Origin of the sequence: Enterococcus sp. AZ071, from assembly GCF_050499065.1 — a bacterium.
Classification (GTDB): Bacteria; Bacillota; Bacilli; order Lactobacillales; family Enterococcaceae; genus Enterococcus_A; species Enterococcus_A ferrettii.
The window spans coordinates 3,585,437-3,603,983 of sequence record NZ_JBIPAS010000001.1 but is presented as its reverse complement, the minus strand read 5'-3'; the positions used below and the strand labels follow the sequence as shown (position 1 = coordinate 3,603,983).

Annotated in this window: 16 protein-coding genes; 1 reads left to right on the top strand and 15 read right to left on the bottom strand. The window is 40.2% G+C overall.

All coding sequences use genetic code 11. The features are described from left to right. Positions 1–41: 41 nt before the first annotated feature. The 7 genes from IGI49_RS17480 to IGI49_RS17450 form a co-directional block, all read right to left on the bottom strand. Positions 42–1,442: a glutamate decarboxylase gene (locus IGI49_RS17480; RefSeq protein ID WP_207702079.1), complete on the bottom strand. Its 1,401-nt coding sequence runs from the start codon at positions 1,440–1,442 to the stop codon at positions 42–44. Between the two features lie 13 nt (positions 1,443–1,455). After that, entirely contained in the window at positions 1,456–2,967 is a 1,512-nt protein-coding gene (gene gadC / locus IGI49_RS17475) for a glutamate:gamma-aminobutyrate antiporter (RefSeq protein WP_207702080.1), read from the bottom strand. A gap of 218 nt (positions 2,968–3,185) precedes the next feature. Beyond that, complete coding sequence (locus tag IGI49_RS17470) at positions 3,186–3,803, bottom strand: isochorismatase family protein (protein WP_207702081.1); 618 nt, start codon at positions 3,801–3,803, stop codon at positions 3,186–3,188. A 144-nt stretch (positions 3,804–3,947) separates the two neighbouring features. After that, the gene (locus IGI49_RS17465; protein ID WP_429962723.1) at positions 3,948–5,150 is read right to left on the bottom strand and encodes an MFS transporter; all 1,203 of its coding nucleotides are present in this window, start codon (positions 5,148–5,150) and stop codon (positions 3,948–3,950) included. Positions 5,151–5,344: 194 nt separating this feature from the next. Next, positions 5,345–5,611, bottom strand: coding sequence for a hypothetical protein (locus IGI49_RS17460; protein WP_429962722.1), 267 nt, complete (start codon positions 5,609–5,611; stop codon positions 5,345–5,347). A gap of 150 nt (positions 5,612–5,761) precedes the next feature. Then, positions 5,762–6,358 carry a hypothetical protein gene (locus IGI49_RS17455; protein ID WP_429962721.1) on the bottom strand — a complete coding sequence of 199 codons (597 nt, stop codon included), beginning with the start codon at positions 6,356–6,358 and terminating at the stop codon, positions 5,762–5,764. A gap of 374 nt (positions 6,359–6,732) precedes the next feature. Beyond that, positions 6,733–7,854 carry an aminotransferase gene (locus IGI49_RS17450; protein WP_429962720.1) on the bottom strand — a complete coding sequence of 374 codons (1,122 nt, stop codon included), beginning with the start codon at positions 7,852–7,854 and terminating at the stop codon, positions 6,733–6,735. Positions 7,855–7,996: 142 nt separating this feature from the next. Between IGI49_RS17450 and IGI49_RS17445 the strand changes: the two genes are divergently transcribed. Next, positions 7,997–8,563 (top strand): histidine phosphatase family protein, encoded by a 567-nt coding sequence (locus tag IGI49_RS17445; RefSeq protein ID WP_429962719.1) that lies wholly within the window; start codon positions 7,997–7,999, stop codon positions 8,561–8,563. 109 nt (positions 8,564–8,672) lie between these two features. Here the strand turns inward: IGI49_RS17445 and IGI49_RS17440 are convergent, their stop codons facing one another. The 8 genes from IGI49_RS17440 to IGI49_RS17405 form a co-directional block, all read right to left on the bottom strand. Next, on the bottom strand, positions 8,673–9,971 hold the full coding sequence (locus tag IGI49_RS17440; protein WP_429962718.1) for a glycoside hydrolase family 32 protein: 1,299 nt from the start codon (positions 9,969–9,971) through the stop codon (positions 8,673–8,675). A 13-nt stretch (positions 9,972–9,984) separates the two neighbouring features. After that, on the bottom strand, positions 9,985–10,398 hold the full coding sequence (locus tag IGI49_RS17435) for a PTS sugar transporter subunit IIA (RefSeq protein WP_429962717.1): 414 nt from the start codon (positions 10,396–10,398) through the stop codon (positions 9,985–9,987). 11 nt (positions 10,399–10,409) lie between these two features. Further along, a complete protein-coding gene (locus tag IGI49_RS17430) occupies positions 10,410–10,889 on the bottom strand; it encodes a PTS system mannose/fructose/N-acetylgalactosamine-transporter subunit IIB (RefSeq protein WP_207702090.1) in 480 nt (159 codons plus the stop codon). Between the two features lie 12 nt (positions 10,890–10,901). Next, positions 10,902–11,696 (bottom strand): PTS system mannose/fructose/sorbose family transporter subunit IID, encoded by a 795-nt coding sequence (locus IGI49_RS17425; RefSeq protein ID WP_207702091.1) that lies wholly within the window; start codon positions 11,694–11,696, stop codon positions 10,902–10,904. Beyond that, a complete protein-coding gene (locus IGI49_RS17420; RefSeq protein WP_207702176.1) occupies positions 11,689–12,456 on the bottom strand; it encodes a PTS sugar transporter subunit IIC in 768 nt (255 codons plus the stop codon). The genes IGI49_RS17425 and IGI49_RS17420 overlap by 8 nt, the downstream gene beginning before the upstream one ends. Positions 12,457–12,601: 145 nt before the next feature. Then, entirely contained in the window at positions 12,602–15,091 is a 2,490-nt protein-coding gene (locus IGI49_RS17415; protein WP_429962716.1) for a sigma 54-interacting transcriptional regulator, read from the bottom strand. A 167-nt stretch (positions 15,092–15,258) separates the two neighbouring features. Then, positions 15,259–17,991: a cation-translocating P-type ATPase gene (locus IGI49_RS17410; protein WP_429962715.1), complete on the bottom strand. Its 2,733-nt coding sequence runs from the start codon at positions 17,989–17,991 to the stop codon at positions 15,259–15,261. A 198-nt stretch (positions 17,992–18,189) separates the two neighbouring features. After that, on the bottom strand, positions 18,190–18,537 hold the full coding sequence (locus tag IGI49_RS17405; protein ID WP_429962714.1) for a 2-dehydro-3-deoxyphosphogluconate aldolase: 348 nt from the start codon (positions 18,535–18,537) through the stop codon (positions 18,190–18,192). Positions 18,538–18,547: the final 10 nt, after the last annotated feature.

Genomic DNA, 18,547 nt, shown 5'->3' with positions numbered 1-18,547 from the left:
CCTGCTCCCCCAAAAGACCGCCTTTTTGGGGGAGTTTTATTTTAATGAGTAAAGCCGTAAGTTTTTACTTCTTTTCTTTTGTGATATACCAAATGTGCTTTGTTTAGATCATCGATTGCTTGCTGCATGTCCTGCACATAATCATAGGCCATATTCATACCAAAATCGGCACGTACAACTAGACGTTGAATCACTAATTGATCCAAATCCTTTGGTAGTGGGTAAGCAGGAACCTGCCAGCCCTTCATCAATAAACGATCAGACAAATCGTATAAGGTCCATTCATGATCAGTTTCTTCCTTCAATTTATAGCAAACCAATGGCAATTGTGAGCCATCATTGATAATTTCAAACAGGCCAGTTTCTTCAATCGCTTGGGCTAAATACACAGCAACATCATGAGTTCTTTGATGAATTGCTTGGTAACCGTCAAAACCGTAACGAACAAAATTGTAGTACTGCCCGATTAATTGAGCCGCACTGTGAGAGAAATTAATGGCCATAGTTGGCATTTCTCCTCCTAAGTAGCTGACTTTGAAAATCAATTCTTCTGGCAAATATTGTTGATCGCGCCATAATACCCAGCCTACACCAGGATAAACTAAGCCGTACTTGTGGCCAGAGGCATTAATAGAGATAACATTATTTAATTGGAAATCCCACACTAAATCAGGTTCGATAAATGGTGCGTAAAATCCACCGGAAGCTGCATCTACATGAATGTAAACCTTGTAGTCAGTTTTTTTATTGTATTCTTCCACCAAATCATTCAGACCTTTAATGTTGTCATAGCGACCAGTGTAAGTAATTCCTAGAATACCTACAATTCCAATAGTGTATTCATCCACATAATCCATTACAGTATCTAGGTTAATGGACATATGGTCTTTATCCATAGGGACTTCCCGCATTTCAATGTCCCAATAAACACAAAATTTTTCCCAGCACACTTGATATCCGGAAGAGATGACCAAATTAGGCTTTTTAGCTTGAATATCCAATCCCAATTTTTCTGCTCGTTTGCGCCAAGAGAATTTCATTGCCATACCGCCAAGCATACAAGCTTCTGAAGAACCAATAGTTGACGTACCCATGAATTTTTCTTGGCTGCTTGCATGCCATAAGTCCGCAATCATGTTTACACAACGATTTTCGATCTCAGTTGTACGGGGATATTCTGATTTATCAATGGCATTTTTTTCTAAGGTTTGGCTCATTAGCTTGACTGCTTCAGGCTCCATATAAGTTTGACAGAAAGTAGCTAGATTCAAGCGTGCATTGCCTTCGTCCAACATTTCATCTTGTACTAATTGATACGCAACACGAGGTTCGATTGATTCCTTGTTTAATTTATACTTAGGTAAATCCACTTCTGCGCTTTCTGAACCAAAGATAGGTTCTAAATATTCTGCTTCTTCACGATCTTCTTTTCCATACAACATTGTATATTCCTCCTTAGTGTTTTAAAACATGTTCGTCTTTTTGAATAATATGATGTTCACCACGAGCGGCTGGGTAAACAGACCGATTGACCTCTTCTGCCTTCATATGAACAGGCTCTTCCAAAACAGCGTGCTGCTTCTTATCATGCAGCTCATAAATAATAAAGGGCAACAAAACCGTTACAATAAAGCTAATCAACAAAATGATTTGATACGTCCGATGTTCATTGGCTGCAATTGATGCTGGGGGAACAAATGAAATCAGCAAGGCAAAGATTGATAAAACGAACCCTATTCCGCTGATTATTATTTTACCCGCTGTTTTACCCGGAACATTATACGTTCGCTTAAGATCTTTCTTCTTAAAAATTAACACAAAGTAACCGATAAAAAATAGTAAATAGCCTACTAAATAGATCACCACAGTTAACGAAATCGCTACAAGAAATGACAAGTTATTTCCGCCACCGCCAAAGGTTAAGACCGCTCCCCATATCGTTACAATAATTCCTTGAATCATAATTAACGGAACGGGCACACCATGCTGGTTCGTTTTACGAAAGAACGGTGGTAATAACCCTCTTTGAGCTGCTGTAAACATTCCTCTGGAAGGACCTACAACCCATGAACTGACTTCGCCCATTACACCAAAGGCAATCATTAGTGCAATGATTTTTACTGCCCAACCTAAATGTGCATTGAAGTGTAGAATTAACGATTCAAAGGTTTGGATCACACCTGCACTTAAAGACAATTCCTTTTGAGGAATAACTGCTGCAACCGAAAAGCCGCCAATTGCATCCAAAGCAATCGCTAAAATGACCAATAAAAACATCGCCAACGGGTAGTTTCTTTGTGGATTTTCTAACTCATTGATGTGAGAGGCCGAAGCTTCCACTCCCATATAGGCTAAAATAAATGAAACAAAAACTACCAAAGTAGATAATTTTGAAAAGTCAGGAATAAAAGCTTCAGGGCTTAGTGTCATTTGAATTGGATTACCTCCAATAAAATAAGCAATTGCCAAAACAAACAGAATAACCGAAGGAATGACGATACCAATCACAAAACCAGCCTTAGCAATTTTCGCCGTCCGTTTGGTACCTCCAAGTTGAGAAAAAGTTAGTCCCCAAAAAATTACTAGCACACCAATATATTTAATTAAGGGGTCTGTGTTCAATTCTGGGAAATTCAGCACATAGGATAGCGCACCAAGAATAAAGTAGATCATCGTAATAAAACCTACTGTAATTTGAAACCACTGGAAAAAAATGGCCGCGAAACCAAAACGTTCACCCAGGGTTTGACTGACCCAGCTGAATATCCCGCCATCTTTCCAACCTTCAACTGTCGCCATTTCTGCTGCACAAAGCGCCACCGGCAGAAACCATAAAATACCGCCTAATAACAAGAAAAAGACTAAATGCAGCTGAGAAGTAGCAAAAGTAGGGTACTCATAAACGGTCAAAACCATCGAAGCCGTTAAGGCAAAAAAGCCGAATAGAGATAATTGTTTTTTGTCCATATCAATACTTCCTCATCTTATTTTTCTGCTTTTTTGTTTAAAGGAAAAGCAAATCCTTTTCACTAATCGTACACCTCTTTTCTTACAAGACGAAGTATAGCAGGGAATGAAGAAGTAATTTTCCTGATTTTTTCATTTCCATCTTTCATAAAATAAAAAAATCTGGAAAAAGTCCAGACAAAAAAAGTCGTATCCTCATCAGATACGACTTCATGAAATTATCTTAAGTTTGAAAAAGCACCGAATTTAGTTAATAACTCATCGAATCCATCCGTTGTTTCTTCACGATTCCAATCACGCTGTAATTCACAAGCCAATTGAGAAATTGAGGTTAATTGAGCCCCCGCTTGTTCTACACGACGTAATGCAGTTTCATGCGCTACCAAAGAGGTTCCGCCAACTGCATCAACAATCGGATAAACTTCAAAGCCTTCTTTTATAGCATCCAAGGTAGGAAAGGTCAAACATGCTTCTGTCCATAATGCTAAGATCAAAATTTTCTTGCGGCCAGTTGCTTTGATCGCTTCATTGTATTCCTTATCTTCCCAAGCATTAATTGAGCTACGGTCATACGAGATTGCATCTTCGCCAACTGCTCGTTTTAGAACCGGAATCGTATCAGTGTTCCAGCCCTTTTCAACGTTTACTGTTGATAAGACGATTGGGATATTATATAACTTCGCTAATTCGATTACGATTTCGGTGTTGCGAATTAATTCTGAACGATTCATAGAATTAATCGAGTTAATTTGGGTTGGTTGATAGTCAATTACTGTCAATACAGTATTATCTGGAGATAACAAATGGTCGTCGGTTCGTTTTGCATAACTTGTCATTTTTATCCACCTTTCTTAATAAGGCCAGTATACTCTGAAACCATAATTTAGGCGAACAATCTGCCGGACAGGCAAAAAATAGCGAAATGACTCCTAATTAAAGGCATATCATGTCGCTAATATTTTAGATTGATTCTTTTTTTCTTAATCCTCTGCTGCTAAAAAGACAATAATTGTACCGACCGCCGAAATAATTGTACCTATCAGCAGCATTGCTTGAACCGAAAAGAAATTCAACAGCTGTCCTCCTAAAAAGGAACCGACAATGCCGCCAATAGTATTCGCAGTCGCCATTAACGTTTGCCCTTTTATCAAGTCTTTTTGTGGAATAATTTGATTCGTATAATAAACTGAAGCCGTCGTGTGCAAAGCAAAGCCCAGCATCTGCAGACTTTGAGCCACATTAATCATCGCAATATTTCCTGCTGCCAGCATCAGTACTGCTTTCACCGTGAAAAAGAAAGCAGCAACCCGAATTAGGGTCTTGCAGCGGAAGCGGGTTAACAACCAAGTAAATAGAAACATCGTCGGCAGTTCACTCACAGCAGCAATCGAAAGAGAGGACCCCACATTCGCTTCTGTCCCCCCTAAAGGCGCCAGAATCTGATACATATAGCTGTTCCCAATGGTATGGAAAACAAACAGCATCGATACCCCGATTAATAGGACCATAAAACGTTTGTATTTTTTTATAAAGACCGGTAAGCTGCTAGGTTCCTCCAACTCTGGGATTGCCGAAACTTCCATTTCAGTCAATGAGACTGAATATTTACCTGCCTTTTTCCTAGTATCAATCCAAAAGGTGGCAACAATAAAGAACAGAAAAATTCCCATCATCAAATACAAAATCACATTGGCAGAATAGCGCTCAATCAAAACACCAGTTACTGCCGATGCTCCGGCAAAAGCCAACGAACCCAATCCGCGAGCAACGCCAAAATTGAGCCCATAGCCGCGGCTAATAAAGAAGGTTCCTACCGAAATCGTGATTGGCTGCAGCAAAATCAAACTAGTGTAAAGTAAGATATAAATCAGCGCTACCGGCAAAAACTGGCTCGGCAAAACAATTAGAATAAGAGAAAACCCGACAACGAAGGCAGCCATAACAGCAGCCAAATGAGATAACGTCAACTTCTTCATCCGATCGGCAAAAGAGGCGATAAAGGGTTGCAACAGCGTTGCTACCAAATTGGCGATCGCCAGTACTAAACCAATCTGTCCATTGCTGAATTGACGGGAAAGCAGAAACACTGACGTAAAAGTTCCTAGTACGGAATATCCCATCCAATAGGGCATCTGCATACTGATATATTGTAAATTTAATTTAGCATTTTCGTGACGGTTCATCCTTATCCTCCAAAATTTTATCCAAAAAGCAGCACAAATAGACGTGTAAATTGATTGTACCTTGCAGATAGTGCGAATACAATCCTATTTCTTTGCTTCTATTGATAAAAACAATCCTCCCAGGTAACTCTTGGAGTTCAATTAGGATGCTTTGGGTAGATTCAAAACAATTATCACTGGTGTTCTAATCCCTTTTACTTTCGCTTCTTCCTCTTCCGATTCTTTTTAGGCTTGTTGTTTCCCATCAGTTTCTTTCTCAGCTCCTGCTCTTTCTTTTTTTCCTCTCTTTTCTTCGCCTGCTCGCCAAATAGATCGGGATTTTTTCCCTTGCCTCGGATTCGCCGTTTTTCTTCTAAAATTTCTTCTTTGGTACGATTGAGCTTCGTACCACTTAAGGACAAATCTTTTTTCTTGGGCTGCCCTTTAGCTGTAGAATCTTCAGAAAAACTTGAATCTGTCACCTGCGAAAAATCCTTTTTCTGCGGTGAATGCCCCGTCTCCCTTGGTTTCTTTTCATCGGTCTTCTGTTTCTGCTGTGTTGTTTTGCCTGTTTCTAATTTGTCCGGCTGGTAGTTAGGATCTTCTTCATTGCGGATATCAAAATCGCGAAATCACTCATCAATAGAAAAATCCAACCAGACCACTTCTGTAAAGCGACGAATTCCTTCTTTTTGAAAAATAGTTAATTCACCCAGAATATTTAAAAGAGCTCGGTGTTCCTGAGAGGAACGCAAAGCAACCACATTGCTCAAGCTCCAGTTATGACCCTTACCACTTTCATCTTTAAATAAAGCCTTTAAGGTTAATTTCTTTTCGCCGGCTTGTTCCCCCACGTTAAGTATCGGACGCAACTTCTCTATACGTAAACGTGTTTGTTCTGTTAATTGCGCATATTCTATTTGGTTCTCAAATAAACGATCAATAACCTGAACCCACTCATCCTCAGTAAAGTAATCTTCAAAATAGACACACAAATTTCGCACGGAGTTCAATTCTTCAACTGAACTAGTTAAAAATAGTGAACACACCAATTCTTTAGCAAAATAAGAGAAGTCTTGTGTAGAAAAGGCATTTTTTACCATTATTGCTAAAGCATACTGAATGACACAGGCAGTCTGTTTCGTATCATTGTAAAATTCCTCAATCTTTTTCTCTAAATTTTCTCTCTTAGTAACAAACAACTGATATTGGGTCAATACTTTAGTCATATTCATAGCTCCTTATCCATTTTTGTGCTAGATTTCTGAATCTGAGACAGATTTCGCAGTTGATCAGCATCTACTCATGTATAAGGTATGTAAAAAATTGCAAATCGTTTTGTTAAACTTTTGTCTTAAGAAAAAATTAACCTTTTTTGGAAAAAAAGTGAAAAACAACCTGTTAAGCATTGCCGTTATCAATTTCCCATAAATGATTTTCTAGAAATACTTCCTTAACCTCTGTTTATCCTCGAACAAAACAATGACCCAAGTTGGCTACCAGTTCTTCTGTTTTAATTCGAAGTACTCCGTTTGCCTATATTCACCTGATCCTTGGAAACAGAAAAGCAACCTCTCACCGAATGAAGGCGAGAGGTTGTTTTTTAAACTGTTGCCAAATACTCCGAAAATTTATTCAACCCGGCAATTAATTCCTCGGTTTCGCAAGCATAGCCGATCCGTACGCAATGTTCGAACTCAAAGCAATCGCCTGGTGTAAACAGCAACCCATGATTATCAATCAAATCAATACATAGCTCGCGGCTGGGATGATCAAAATCGTAGTATAATAACGTAACAGTTCGCGCCTGAGGCTTCACATAACTAATATGCTTTTCCTTCTTCACCCATTCGTCTAAAATCGCTAAATTATCCCGCACGATTTTTTTGTTGCGGGCCAAAATTTTGTCTTTGTTAGCCAGTGCAATCCCTGCCAACTCTTCGTCAAGCATGCCACAGCTGATGGTATTGTGATCACGATGCAAACTGCACTGCTCACCGACTTCAGGATTAGTTGATGCGATCCAGCCTAGACGCAAACCAGCTAAGGAGAAGACTTTCGACATACTGCTTACGCTAATTCCTTTGTCATAAAGATCAGCAATCGACGGGCTTTCCTCCTCTGCTTGGGTCAAGCCGCGATACGTTTCATCGGATAAAACATAAGCATCTACTGATTGAGCAATCGCTACAATTTCCTGCAGCATGTCTTGATCCATTAAAGACCCCGCTGGATTATTCGGATTGTTGATGATGATCATCTTAGTCTTGTCAGACACCAATTTACGTACTTCAGCTAAATCCGGCAGAAAATTATTTTCTGGTGTTAACGTGTGACGTTTAACAGTTGCTCTAAACGATTCAGGAATTGAATACAATTGCTGATAAGTTGGCAGCACCGCTACTACTTCATCCTCCGGTTCAATCATTGAATAGAGAACCAAATGATTCGCTCCAATTGCGCCATGAGTGGTTAAGACTTGGTCAGGCTTGATCCCTGTATATAAAGAAGCAATCCCTTTCTTAAAGATAGGGTTACCAAAGATATGACCATAAGTCAGTCTTTTTTGCAGTAATTCATTTAGTTTTTCTTCTTTGTTAATGCCAGCTAATTCAAACAACTCATCGACACTTAGGGAATCAACACAGGTTTCTCCAGTGTTATAAACAGCTTTGTCTTCGTGTTCATTCATCCATAATTCGACCTTAAAAGGTTCAATTCTCATTCGTTTCTTCCTTTCCCATCATCTTTTCTTAAAATATACCACAAACCTGACAATTATAGTCAGAGAGTTTTTACAATCTTATTGCCTTAGCAAGGCTTTGATAGGTTACAATGAGAGTATCAGAAAAAGTGGAGGGATATATTTGGTACAAACACTTTATTTAATGCGACATGGACAAACCTTATTTAATCAGCAGGGAAAAATGCAGGGCTGGTGTGATTCGCCATTAACAGAATTGGGAAAGCAGCAAGCGAAATCTGCTGCTGACTATTTTACTGATATTCCGTTAGGTAGTGCCTATTCATCAACTTCAGAGCGAACAAGCGACACACTGGAATTGATTACCAATCTACCTTATCAGCGAATTAAGGGGCTAAAGGAATGGCATTTCGGAGCATTAGAGGCTGAACACGATTACCTGATTCCACCGCTTCCTTATGGCGATTTCTTTGTGAATTTTGGTGGGGAAGGCGAAGAGCCCTTTAGAAAACGAGTTGCAGCCACTATTCTTGACCTAATGAAAAAAGAAGAACAAGAGCATGTCCTAATGGTTTCTCACGGGGCTTGCTGCCGCCAGTTTATAAGTACTTGGGCCCACACTAGTAAGCTGACTCATTCGGGGCGCTTAGGGAATTGCTGTATATTGAAATTTGAGTTTGAAGAGGATACCTTCCGCCTGCTGGAGATTACTGATCCAAATAAAAATTAAAATAAGGGAAGAACGACTGTGGCGTGATCAAAAGAAGTTAGACCGAAAATCTAACTTCTGGAGCTCGATACACTACTTGCCGTTCTTCCCTTGTTTTGTATGGAGGAAACTACTGCCAGATTTTTTCATCAGAAGCCAGTAAGTACACCTTACCATTAGTAATCCCGTTGGTTTCTATCATTATCGGGCCCCTTAGCTCACACTTGTTGGTAAACGTAAGCTGCCCATTGTTAATAAATAATTCGGTTAGTCCTCGGTCAAGAAATAGACGGACCTCTTCAACCATATCCAGAGAAACCTTATCTATTCTATCTCTCAACGCATCTTTAATCTCAAGCGTTAGTTGCTGATGAGCATAACTGATTTGATAGCTAGCCTGCTCAGTACTTAATTTAAGGGTGAAAGCAGACAGATTTTTGGACTGAAAAATAAGTTCAGTTGTTTCCGCAATGACCAACCCATTAGCTAGATTCTGTTGCTGCTCCCGCAGTTCACAAAGCTCCGCAATCGGCTGCATCCATAGACTGCCCTCTTTTATTCGCAACTCTCGCGGCAAAGTTAAGGCTCCTACCTGCTGCTGACTCTCCTTTTCCTGCTCACCAGGTAATCCAAACCAACCCCACACTAAGCGTCGCTGTTTAATCGGATCAAAGAAAGTCGCTGCAGCATAAAAATCAGTGCCTGCATCTAAAACTTGCATTTCTTCAAAGCATGCTGGTTCATCACTTAGAAAGTACGTTGTATCGAAACCGCCTTTGTACGTTGTATCCAGCCCTTTAGGTGAAATCAACAGAACCCTTTTCCCATCAAGAGTAAAATAATCCGGACATTCCCACATCGTTCCTTGACCAGTCTGTGCTTGAGCAACTTGTCTAACATATTCCCAAGGTCCGGTAATGCTGTCGCTTTGATAAAGATTAACCTGTCCCAGGTTTTCCCGACTTTCACCTCCGATTACCGCGTAAAATTTTTCTTGCTCCTGCCAAACTTTAGGGTCACGAAAACGATGAGTATTTCCTGTCGGCGGTGTTGTAATGATCGGATTATTTTCGAACTTTTCAAAAGTTACCGCATCCTGACTAGCAGCTAAACACTGAGTTTCTGTATAATCCCGTTCTAAATTTTTGTGCCCAGTATACAGCAGGTACAGAGCTTCTCCCACTTGAATTGCACTCCCTGAAAAACATCCATCCCAATCGTAATCCTGGTCTGGCATTAAGGCCATTGGTTCCCTCTTCCAGTAAATCAAATCCACAGAGGAAACATGCGCCCAACCAATTGTTTTCGTATTCGTTTCTATCGGATTGTTTTGAAAAAAAACGTGATATCGTCCTTGAAAATAGCACAAACCGTTGGGATCATTGCTCCAGCCCTGCTGTGGGGCGATATGATAGCCATAGCGTGTCATGTATGTTCACCTTCTATTCGTCGTCATCGTTCGTTCGCAGCTGAGCCTGTTGAGTGAAGGTCGATAGAGCGCCAGCGGTCAATAGCTGAGGGACAACCTGCTTTAACGACTGCTGCTGCTTTCTCAAATTAACTGCCTCAACTAAACAAGGTAAATTAACCCCCGCTATAATTTCAAATTCCTTAGCATATTCACCAGCACATTTTGCTGCAACGTTAAAGGGCGTTCCATAGAGCAGATCAGTAAAAATCAATAGCGATTGCCCCTGAAGCTGCTCTACTGTTGCCTGCATCTGATCCTGAAATTTTTCAATTCCTGATTGGTCGATTTCAACTGTGTAAAGATCGTTCTCTGGGAAAAAGAAGCTTAATGATTCCTTCATAGCTGAGGCCAGCGGTCCATGGCTGGCAATGATTATTTCGTACATGCGATCCTCTCCTACACAATGACATCCTTCAAGTAAATTTTATTATCTCCTGGCACCATAATCGTCGTGATTTCAACGCCTCGATTTAATAATTCTTTGAAGGCCGCTTCTTCAGTTTCAGTAATGCTGACAGTTGGCCGAACATGACGAGTCCCCTCGCGCACTGACATATTGCCGACGTTGACCGTTTGAATGGGCAAACCCATTTCCATCAAATCCAGTAAATCAACTGGACTTTTCACCACAATTAGTACCTTTTGTCCTTTATATTTTCCAGCCAAAATATTGGTTGCTGCCGTTTGTTTAGTAATGATAGAGGTAGCTACATTAGGTGGTGCAGCCATCCTCAATACTGTTTTTTGCACATCATTAACTGCTACATCATCATTGATTACCATTATACGGGTTGCTCCCAGCTCGTTGGTCCATTGTGTTGCAACTTGTCCGTGGATTAAGCGATCGTCCACGCGAATATGAATAATTCCTTCCATTTTTTCCACTCCCTATTTTAAGATATTTAACGCATATAGTCCGACAGATAAAACCATAATGATCAAAATAATATAGATCGGTTTTACTTTTTTTCCTAATAAATAGTATACGGCGAAGACTAGCAAGGCCGGAATCACACCTGGCATAATCTGATTAAGAATTTCGTCTCCCGTCATTTCCAGTGAACCTTGTTTAAAGGTAAAGGCTAGATTTGCTTTAATTACAGTTGGGATTAGTGCCCCCACCACCATCAATCCTAGAATCGCTACACTTTCAGTGATGGCTTTTAGTTTTGTTTCAATCGAAGCCAATAGACTTGTTCCTGATTTTAAGCCTGCTTTGAACAATGGAATTCCTAACGCCTTCAATAACCACGTAACCGCAATCCAGATAACAATGCCGACTACACTGCCTTCCAGTGCCATATTTGCTGCAATTGCCCCAAATATTGTCCAAGGAATGACTACAAAAACACTGTCGCCTAAACCTGCCAAAGGTCCCATCAAACCAGTCTTTAACGCCATAATGGTATCTAAATTCTTTGCCTTCTCCACTTCTTCGACACCCATATTTACACCCATTACATAAGGGGCAACATACGGACTAGTGTTGAAAAATTGTAAATGCATCTTCACAGCCTGCTTCAAGCCTGCTGGATCGTCTTGATAATTTTCCTTTAGAAACGGCATCATGGAATACGCATAAGCTAGACCCATCATTTTTTCGTAGTTTAATGATGCACCACCGTTTAACATCCAACGCAATAATGTACGATTTTTCGCTTTTTGACTTACTTGATTATTCATCTTCATCCATCCCTCCTACAGCCTGAACAGGTTGTGCCATACTATTTTTCTTAAATAGGATCAAGGCAATTGCCGCACCTAGCAAAGCTACGCCTAGAATTGGAATGTTTAAATAAACTGCCACTACAAACCCGATAATCAAGTAGCCAAAATAGCTTCTGACTGGTAAGTATCTTAACAATAATCCAATCCCCAAAGCTGGTAATAATCCGCCAGCAACCGTTAAACCACCTGTTAACCATTCAGGAATATACTCAATAACTTTTCCTACGACAGTTGGTCCAACAATTACCGTAAGTAAAACCGGAATACCAGAAGTTAACATGGTATTGGCTACACCACATAAATGCATCAGTTCAACTGCTTTATAATTTTCCTCATCCGCATATTTCTCCGCTTTGTTTTGGAAAAAAATATTGGTCGTCCATTTTAGAACATCCAATTGAACCATCAACATGGCTACTGGTATCGCTAAGGTAATTCCAATTGATGCTTCTTGTCCCGTGGTAATAGCAATATAAGTACCTACCAAAGCTGCTGTTTGATAATCAGGTACTGAAGCACCACCAAAGCTTGAAATTCCCAACGTCATCAGCTGCAATGTTCCACCAATATAAAGTCCAGTTGTAATGTCCCCTAAAATCAGACCTATCAACATCCCCGCAGTAACCGGCTGAGAGGTCCCCAGCATTGTTCCGTTCTTGTCATAATTGATGAAGAATCCATACAACACAATAAGTGCTACTTGCCAAAATTGAATATCCATTTTTTCTCCTCCTTCTTTACTTATCTATAAGCAAGTGGTGTGCCAACTTCTAAAACGACTACAAATCCCTTTATAGCAGCTTTACTACAGAAAAAGCTAGTGTTTGCCGGTCACAAACACTAGCTCAACAGAATCAACACTAACTTTTCAATTGCGAATGAATGATTTGATAAATGTATTCAAACTCCTTATCCGGAATTTGAATGTTGTATTTCTGACAAATTGGAGCAAAGATTATCGTGGCAGCTGTAATGAACTCTTTAAATTGTGTACTTTGATCACTCGATGTTCCATCACTAACATCTCCCACCAACAGTCGTTCAATCATCGAAGACAAATGCAAGAACAGATTTACCCGAATGAAGTTTTTGAAAACGACTTGGTACTTGTTCTCCAAAGCGGCAATCACTGTCTCGATTTCATTAATGACCATATCAGGATTTAGGAATCGGAGGCGAGCACTGGCACCCTCAATCGTAAATAGTTTGACAATCTCATTAGTAATAAGCTTCAGCTGCTCTTCGGAAAAAATAGTATGAAGAAAGTCCAGCGTTTGACTGCCGTTAACCAGATCTTCAATATTTAAACTTTTTACTCCTGCCACTGAAACTTTTGATGTACTGATAATCAGCAAAGTATTCTTAAAGGAAGTTAGACTTCTTTCCTTTTCCAACTGCTTCAATTCATCAAATGCCATTAAAACAATTTCGACATTCGTCTTTGGTTCCTGTTGCAGAAAAATCTCCTTAACTTTGTCAGCAATGCCATCACCAGACATACAGGAAATAACAATATTTGGTGATTGAGAAATCCCTTCAAAATATTGCGGTTTTACGTTAAAGTCACTGTAATCCAGAGTGGTAAAATACTCCATCGGTCGATTTTGCTTCAAAGAAAAACCAAAATGTAGGGCCAACGCAGTAGAAACATTGTTTACAATCAGTAAGTCTCCGCTAACATTGTCCTTAATCTCTTCATACATCTTTTCCAGAGACCCCATGTCCACTAGTAAAATCAGTCCGTCTTGAGTATCCACCTGGGAAACGTAGCGATTCACCTTCGCAACAATTTCTTTCGTCTCAACCTGAATCGGCATATCAAAGGCCTCAAAAATGTAGTCATCGACTAAATAATTGACCTCCCTCACCAAGTTGGAAGCCGATTGCTTGCCATGCATTAGAATCAACGCATTCTTCTGACTAATAATCGGCAATTGGTTGACAAAATAGCCCGCCAGCAAATACAACAATGTGTCCGTCGCTTCTGTTTCAACAATTTCCAACAATCTTTTTGCCATATTAAAGTATTTGGACATACGTTTGTGTTCAATTGACGGAACAGTAATGGATGCTTCTTCTCTAAAAAGATCAATAAATAAAGCCAATTGGTACATTTGCTGCTCCATCAGTTCCATACCAAAATAAGCGAACCGTTCCTTGCCTTCCTGCAGTTGTGTCCTCACCATTACAGCACTGGCTGACAATTCTTTGGCTGGAAACAAAGCTTCAAGCTCTTTAATGAGCAGGGGCACCTGTTCAACCAGTTCATCGAATTCTTTTCCATCTATGTATGGATGAATCAGGTCTGCCAGATCATTAGTACGAAGCGTGTCCTTTATTTCAAAATGCTCCGGATCAATTTCAATGTACTGCTCTAATCCAGAACTGGGAATAAATAGATTCTTCAATGAGGCCTGCTGATTGTAGGTGGCCGCGCACATGAGTCTTATTTTATTTTGAATCGCTCCAACGTTGCCCTCTTCTTCATTAGTCAAAAGCTGGTCGATTAACGATGGATGCAGACAGATTTTCTTATTCATCTGTCTAGCCTCCAAGGAAAAGAAAGTCAAAATTAGCTGGATCCGCTCATTTCTTGTCCGATCCTTAAAATCCGGCAAGGTTACCTCTAAGGGAATTCTTCGTCTAAAGGTTGCCAGCAAGCTACTGCTGGTTTCTTCAGTCGTTGCTAATATCAAGCGAATATCGGCTGCCTGCCACTGCTCCTCTTCTCCCAAACGGCGAAATTTCTTCTGATCAATGAGTAAAAAGAGCTTTTCCTGATTTTCCTGCGACAAATTATGTACCTCATCTAAAAAAAGATAGCCGCCATCAGCCGCGTCCAGCAATCCTTTTTTCTCTCCCTCAGCTCCCGTAAAAGCCCCCTTCACATAACCAAAAAGAACAGAAGACAGCAGTTCAGGATTGTTCGCATAATCCGCACAATTCAAGACAATGAACGGTGCACCTATTGGAATAATCTTATGGGATACTGCATATTCATAAACTTTTCGAGCCAGCATACTTTTTCCAACCCCACTGCTGCCTCGCAGAATTACTGGCAAGCCGTTTGGTGGATAATTCACCGCTGCCTTGCATTGTTCAATAATTGGCCGCAAACTATATTCACTTCCAATCACCTCTGCAAAAACATTCGTCACCTCTGGCAGCCAAAATTGAGTTGGTCGCGTATTTTCCTTCGCCAGTTCTCCCGACTTCACTAACTGGTTTAAGTAATTTGATACCATGCTGCGGGATAAACTAGTCCGCTGAACGATATCAGCAGCTGTGAATTTTTCTCCTTGTGCAAGCTCTGCTTTTATTTTTTCTAACAAAATTTCTCCACTATACATCTTCCCCACCTCATTTACTTTATACGTGACCACGGGGAAAAAATCAATAGCGTGACAGAAACCAACTTTTTAAGTCATTGGCTCGCTCATCCTCATACCGCTTATTAAAATAGGAATAAAAAGGTACTAAAAAGCTGATAAGCAGCGTTTTTAGTACCTGAAAATTATTAATTGTTTGCAGGAATACCTTGTCCGTTTTCCTGAGTTGTCTCAACCTTTCGCTGAACAAATTTTACAATCTCAACAATTGGTATGATTGAAAAGGAAGCAACTGCCACTACTGTCCACTGACCAACGTTTAGGGAAGCAACTTTGAAAATATCATTTAATCCTGGCACTAAAATAATAATTCCCATTAAGGCGAAGGACAATAAAATCGCCCAATTGAAGGCTTTGTTGCGGAAAGGTCCTACTTTAAAGATGGATTGTTTAACTGATTTCACATTAAATGCATGGAATAACTGCATAAATCCAAGGGTCGCAAAGCACATAGTCAAAGCATCTGCATGCTGCAACGTATACAATGCTTGCGATGAAAGTTCGGGCATGTTTAGTGCAGTATGAGCTGGATTACGTAAAGAGAACCAATATACGAACAGTGTAATACCACCTTCTAAAATCCCTTGATAAATAATACTGCTGAAAACTCCGCCAGAGAAAAGATTGGAATTACGGCCTCTTGGTTTGTGACTCATCAAGTCTTTTTCCGCCGGCTCCATTCCTAAAGCAATCGCTGGAAAAGTGTCTGTAACTAAATTGATCCACAATAAATGAATCGGCAGCAAGGTGTCCCACGCAAACAAAGTCGCAAGGAATAAAGTCAAAACTTCTCCTAAATTAGCCGCCAGTAAATATTGGACTGTTTTCTGAATATTTGAGAATACTTTCCGTCCTTCTTCGACTGCTACGACAATTGTGGCAAAGTTATCATCGGCCAGAACCATATCAGAAGCCCCCTTGGAAACCTCTGTTCCAGTGATTCCCATACCGATACCGATATCTGCTTGCTTTAATGAAGGGGCATCATTCACACCATCACCAGTCATAGCAACAACCTTACCCTCTTTTTGCCAAGCTTTAACGATACGAACCTTATGCTCTGGTGATACCCGAGCATACACGGAGTAGTCATAAACTCGCTTTGCAAATTCTTCATCTGTCAGCTCATTTAATTCTGCGCCAGTCAGCACAGCCTTGTCGTTTCCAGCACGGATAATTCCTAAGCGAACGGCGATCGCCTCAGCCGTATCCTTATGATCACCGGTAATCATAATTGGTCGAATGCCTGCTGATTTAGCTAAACGAACTGCTTCAGCAGCTTCTTTTCTTTCCGGATCGATCATCCCCACCAAGCCGGCAAAAACTAAATCATTTTCCAGCTCCTCTGAAGTCAATTTTTCCGGTAGTTCATCAAGATATTTGTACCCCATCGCTAAGACCCGCAGAGCCTGCTTCGCCATATCTGTATTGTTAAATAAGATTTCTTTTCTTTGCTCCTGAGTCATTGGAAGTTCCTGATTCTGTGACAATACACGGTTTGTTCGCTCAATCAACACGTCTGGAGCTCCCTTGACTGCTACTAAGTATTTTCCGTTAGCCATTTGGTGTATTGTACTCATCAATTTACGCTCTGAATCGAAGGGTAATTCAGCTACACGCGGTTCCTGCTTCAAACAAGCAGCTAAATCCAATTGATGATCCAAGCCAAACTGAACTAATGCTGTTTCTGTGGGATCACCGATTAAAGAACCGTCTTGAGCTATCTTCGTATCGTTAACATAATTCATGATTCGCAAAGCCTTATTAGTTAAATCAATCGGTTCGACTGAAGCCACCTGATGGAAATCATAGTACAGCTTTTCTACCGTCATTTGGTTCAAAGTTAAAGTTCCAGTTTTATCTGAAGCAATAATATCTGTACTCCCCAATGTTTCAACTGCCGGAAGCTTACGGATCACCGAATTACGTTTCGCCATGACCTGTGTGCCTAATGCTAAAATAATCGTTACTATTGCCGGTAGTCCCTCTGGAATAGCCGCAACTGCAAGAGAAATCGAAGTTAACAGCATATCCACAAACGAGGTTCCATTAAATACAGTTCCGACAACAAACATGATAATAGCAATCACAATAATTGCAATGGTCAAGAATTTCCCTAATTCGTTCAAATTGTTTTTCAACGGCGTTTCCGTTTCATCGGCTTGTGCCAGCATGTCTGCTATCTTGCCAACTTCGGTACTCATTCCAGTATTAACTACCACACCTTTTCCTCGACCATAAGTAACGTTACTATTAGAAAAAGCCATGTTTATCCGGTCACCGATACCGATTTCTTCTGCTGGAAGAACAATCAATTCTTTTTCTACTGGAACAGATTCTCCTGTCAAAGCGGCTTCTTCAATCTTCAAAGATGCTGCCTCCAGAAGACGAAGGTCAGCCGGAACCACATCTCCAGCTTCCAGCAAAACAATATCTCCTGGAACCAGCTCGTCGCTCTTGATAGAAAGGGTATGCCCATTCCGTAATACATTAGCATTGGGAGTAGACATTTTCTTTAATGCTTCAATAGCTTGCTCAGCTTTAGCTTCTTGAAAGACACCCATTATCGCGTTAATGATTACCACCAAAAGAATAATCATTGAATCCACAATCTCATGAGAAACAATCGCTGAAATAATTGCAGCTGCCAATAATACCAAAATCATAAAGTCCTTGAATTGCTCAGCAAATTTCATAATTAGACTCTTTTTCTTACCTTCTGCTAATTCATTTTTCCCATAGGTCTCTAATCTTTTTTTAGCTTCTTCCTTACTTAAACCTACTGGTGAAGCCTTCACCTCAAATAGAGCACTTTCTACGTCTAACGCATAAAAACGCACATTCTTTTGTTGTTCTGTCATAATTGCCTCCCTTTATTCGATAAAAAAGAGACCTGTATATGCTCTAAACATACACAAGTCTCACCGTTTAAGACAGCACCAGAAATTTCTTTCAGGATTGGTGATGCTGCCACAGCCTGCGCTGCCAGTTACTCCCTCATGCTATTTTTCTTTAAAAGATGATAACTGATGTTATAAAATTAGCAGACATATTCTGTGTTACTTTTTCAAAATGTGAATGGCAAACCCGCCAAATTCTCCCGCTAGATAAATATTTTTAAGCTTTTCCTCTTCATCATAGGCAGCTGTATCCATATTAAAACTCAATCCTTTTTCCTTAAGCTCTACCACTGCATCTTCTAAATTAGCTGTTCGCATAGCAATATGTCCATTTTTACCTAGGAAAGGACTACGCATGCACTCAAAATAGTCACCCGCGAATTCCGACTTCTGTCCATGCCGAGGAGCTAAATTAAACATGCTGCTTAACAGCTGTGCTAACTCTTCAGCCACCTGTGCATTTTCCGTATTGATACCAATATGTTCTAATTCAAATTTGTTTGTCATTTTTCGTACC

Coding starts and splice junctions, on each gene's coding strand:
- IGI49_RS17470 (WP_207702081.1), bottom strand. CDS start 3,803: ATGACAAGTTATGCAAAACGAACCGACGACCATTTGTTATCTCCAGAT.
- IGI49_RS17435 (WP_429962717.1), bottom strand. CDS start 10,398: ATGTACGAAATAATCATTGCCAGCCATGGACCGCTGGCCTCAGCTATG.
- IGI49_RS17465 (WP_429962723.1), bottom strand. CDS start 5,150: ATGAACCGTCACGAAAATGCTAAATTAAATTTACAATATATCAGTATG.
- IGI49_RS17430 (WP_207702090.1), bottom strand. CDS start 10,889: ATGGAAGGAATTATTCATATTCGCGTGGACGATCGCTTAATCCACGGA.
- IGI49_RS17480 (WP_207702079.1), bottom strand. CDS start 1,442: ATGTTGTATGGAAAAGAAGATCGTGAAGAAGCAGAATATTTAGAACCT.
- gadC (WP_207702080.1), bottom strand. CDS start 2,967: ATGGACAAAAAACAATTATCTCTATTCGGCTTTTTTGCCTTAACGGCT.
- IGI49_RS17405 (WP_429962714.1), bottom strand. CDS start 18,537: ATGACAAACAAATTTGAATTAGAACATATTGGTATCAATACGGAAAAT.
- IGI49_RS17455 (WP_429962721.1), bottom strand. CDS start 6,358: ATGACTAAAGTATTGACCCAATATCAGTTGTTTGTTACTAAGAGAGAA.
- IGI49_RS17440 (WP_429962718.1), bottom strand. CDS start 9,971: ATGACACGCTATGGCTATCATATCGCCCCACAGCAGGGCTGGAGCAAT.
- IGI49_RS17415 (WP_429962716.1), bottom strand. CDS start 15,091: ATGTATAGTGGAGAAATTTTGTTAGAAAAAATAAAAGCAGAGCTTGCA.
- IGI49_RS17450 (WP_429962720.1), bottom strand. CDS start 7,854: ATGAGAATTGAACCTTTTAAGGTCGAATTATGGATGAATGAACACGAA.
- IGI49_RS17410 (WP_429962715.1), bottom strand. CDS start 17,991: ATGACAGAACAACAAAAGAATGTGCGTTTTTATGCGTTAGACGTAGAA.
- IGI49_RS17425 (WP_207702091.1), bottom strand. CDS start 11,696: ATGAATAATCAAGTAAGTCAAAAAGCGAAAAATCGTACATTATTGCGT.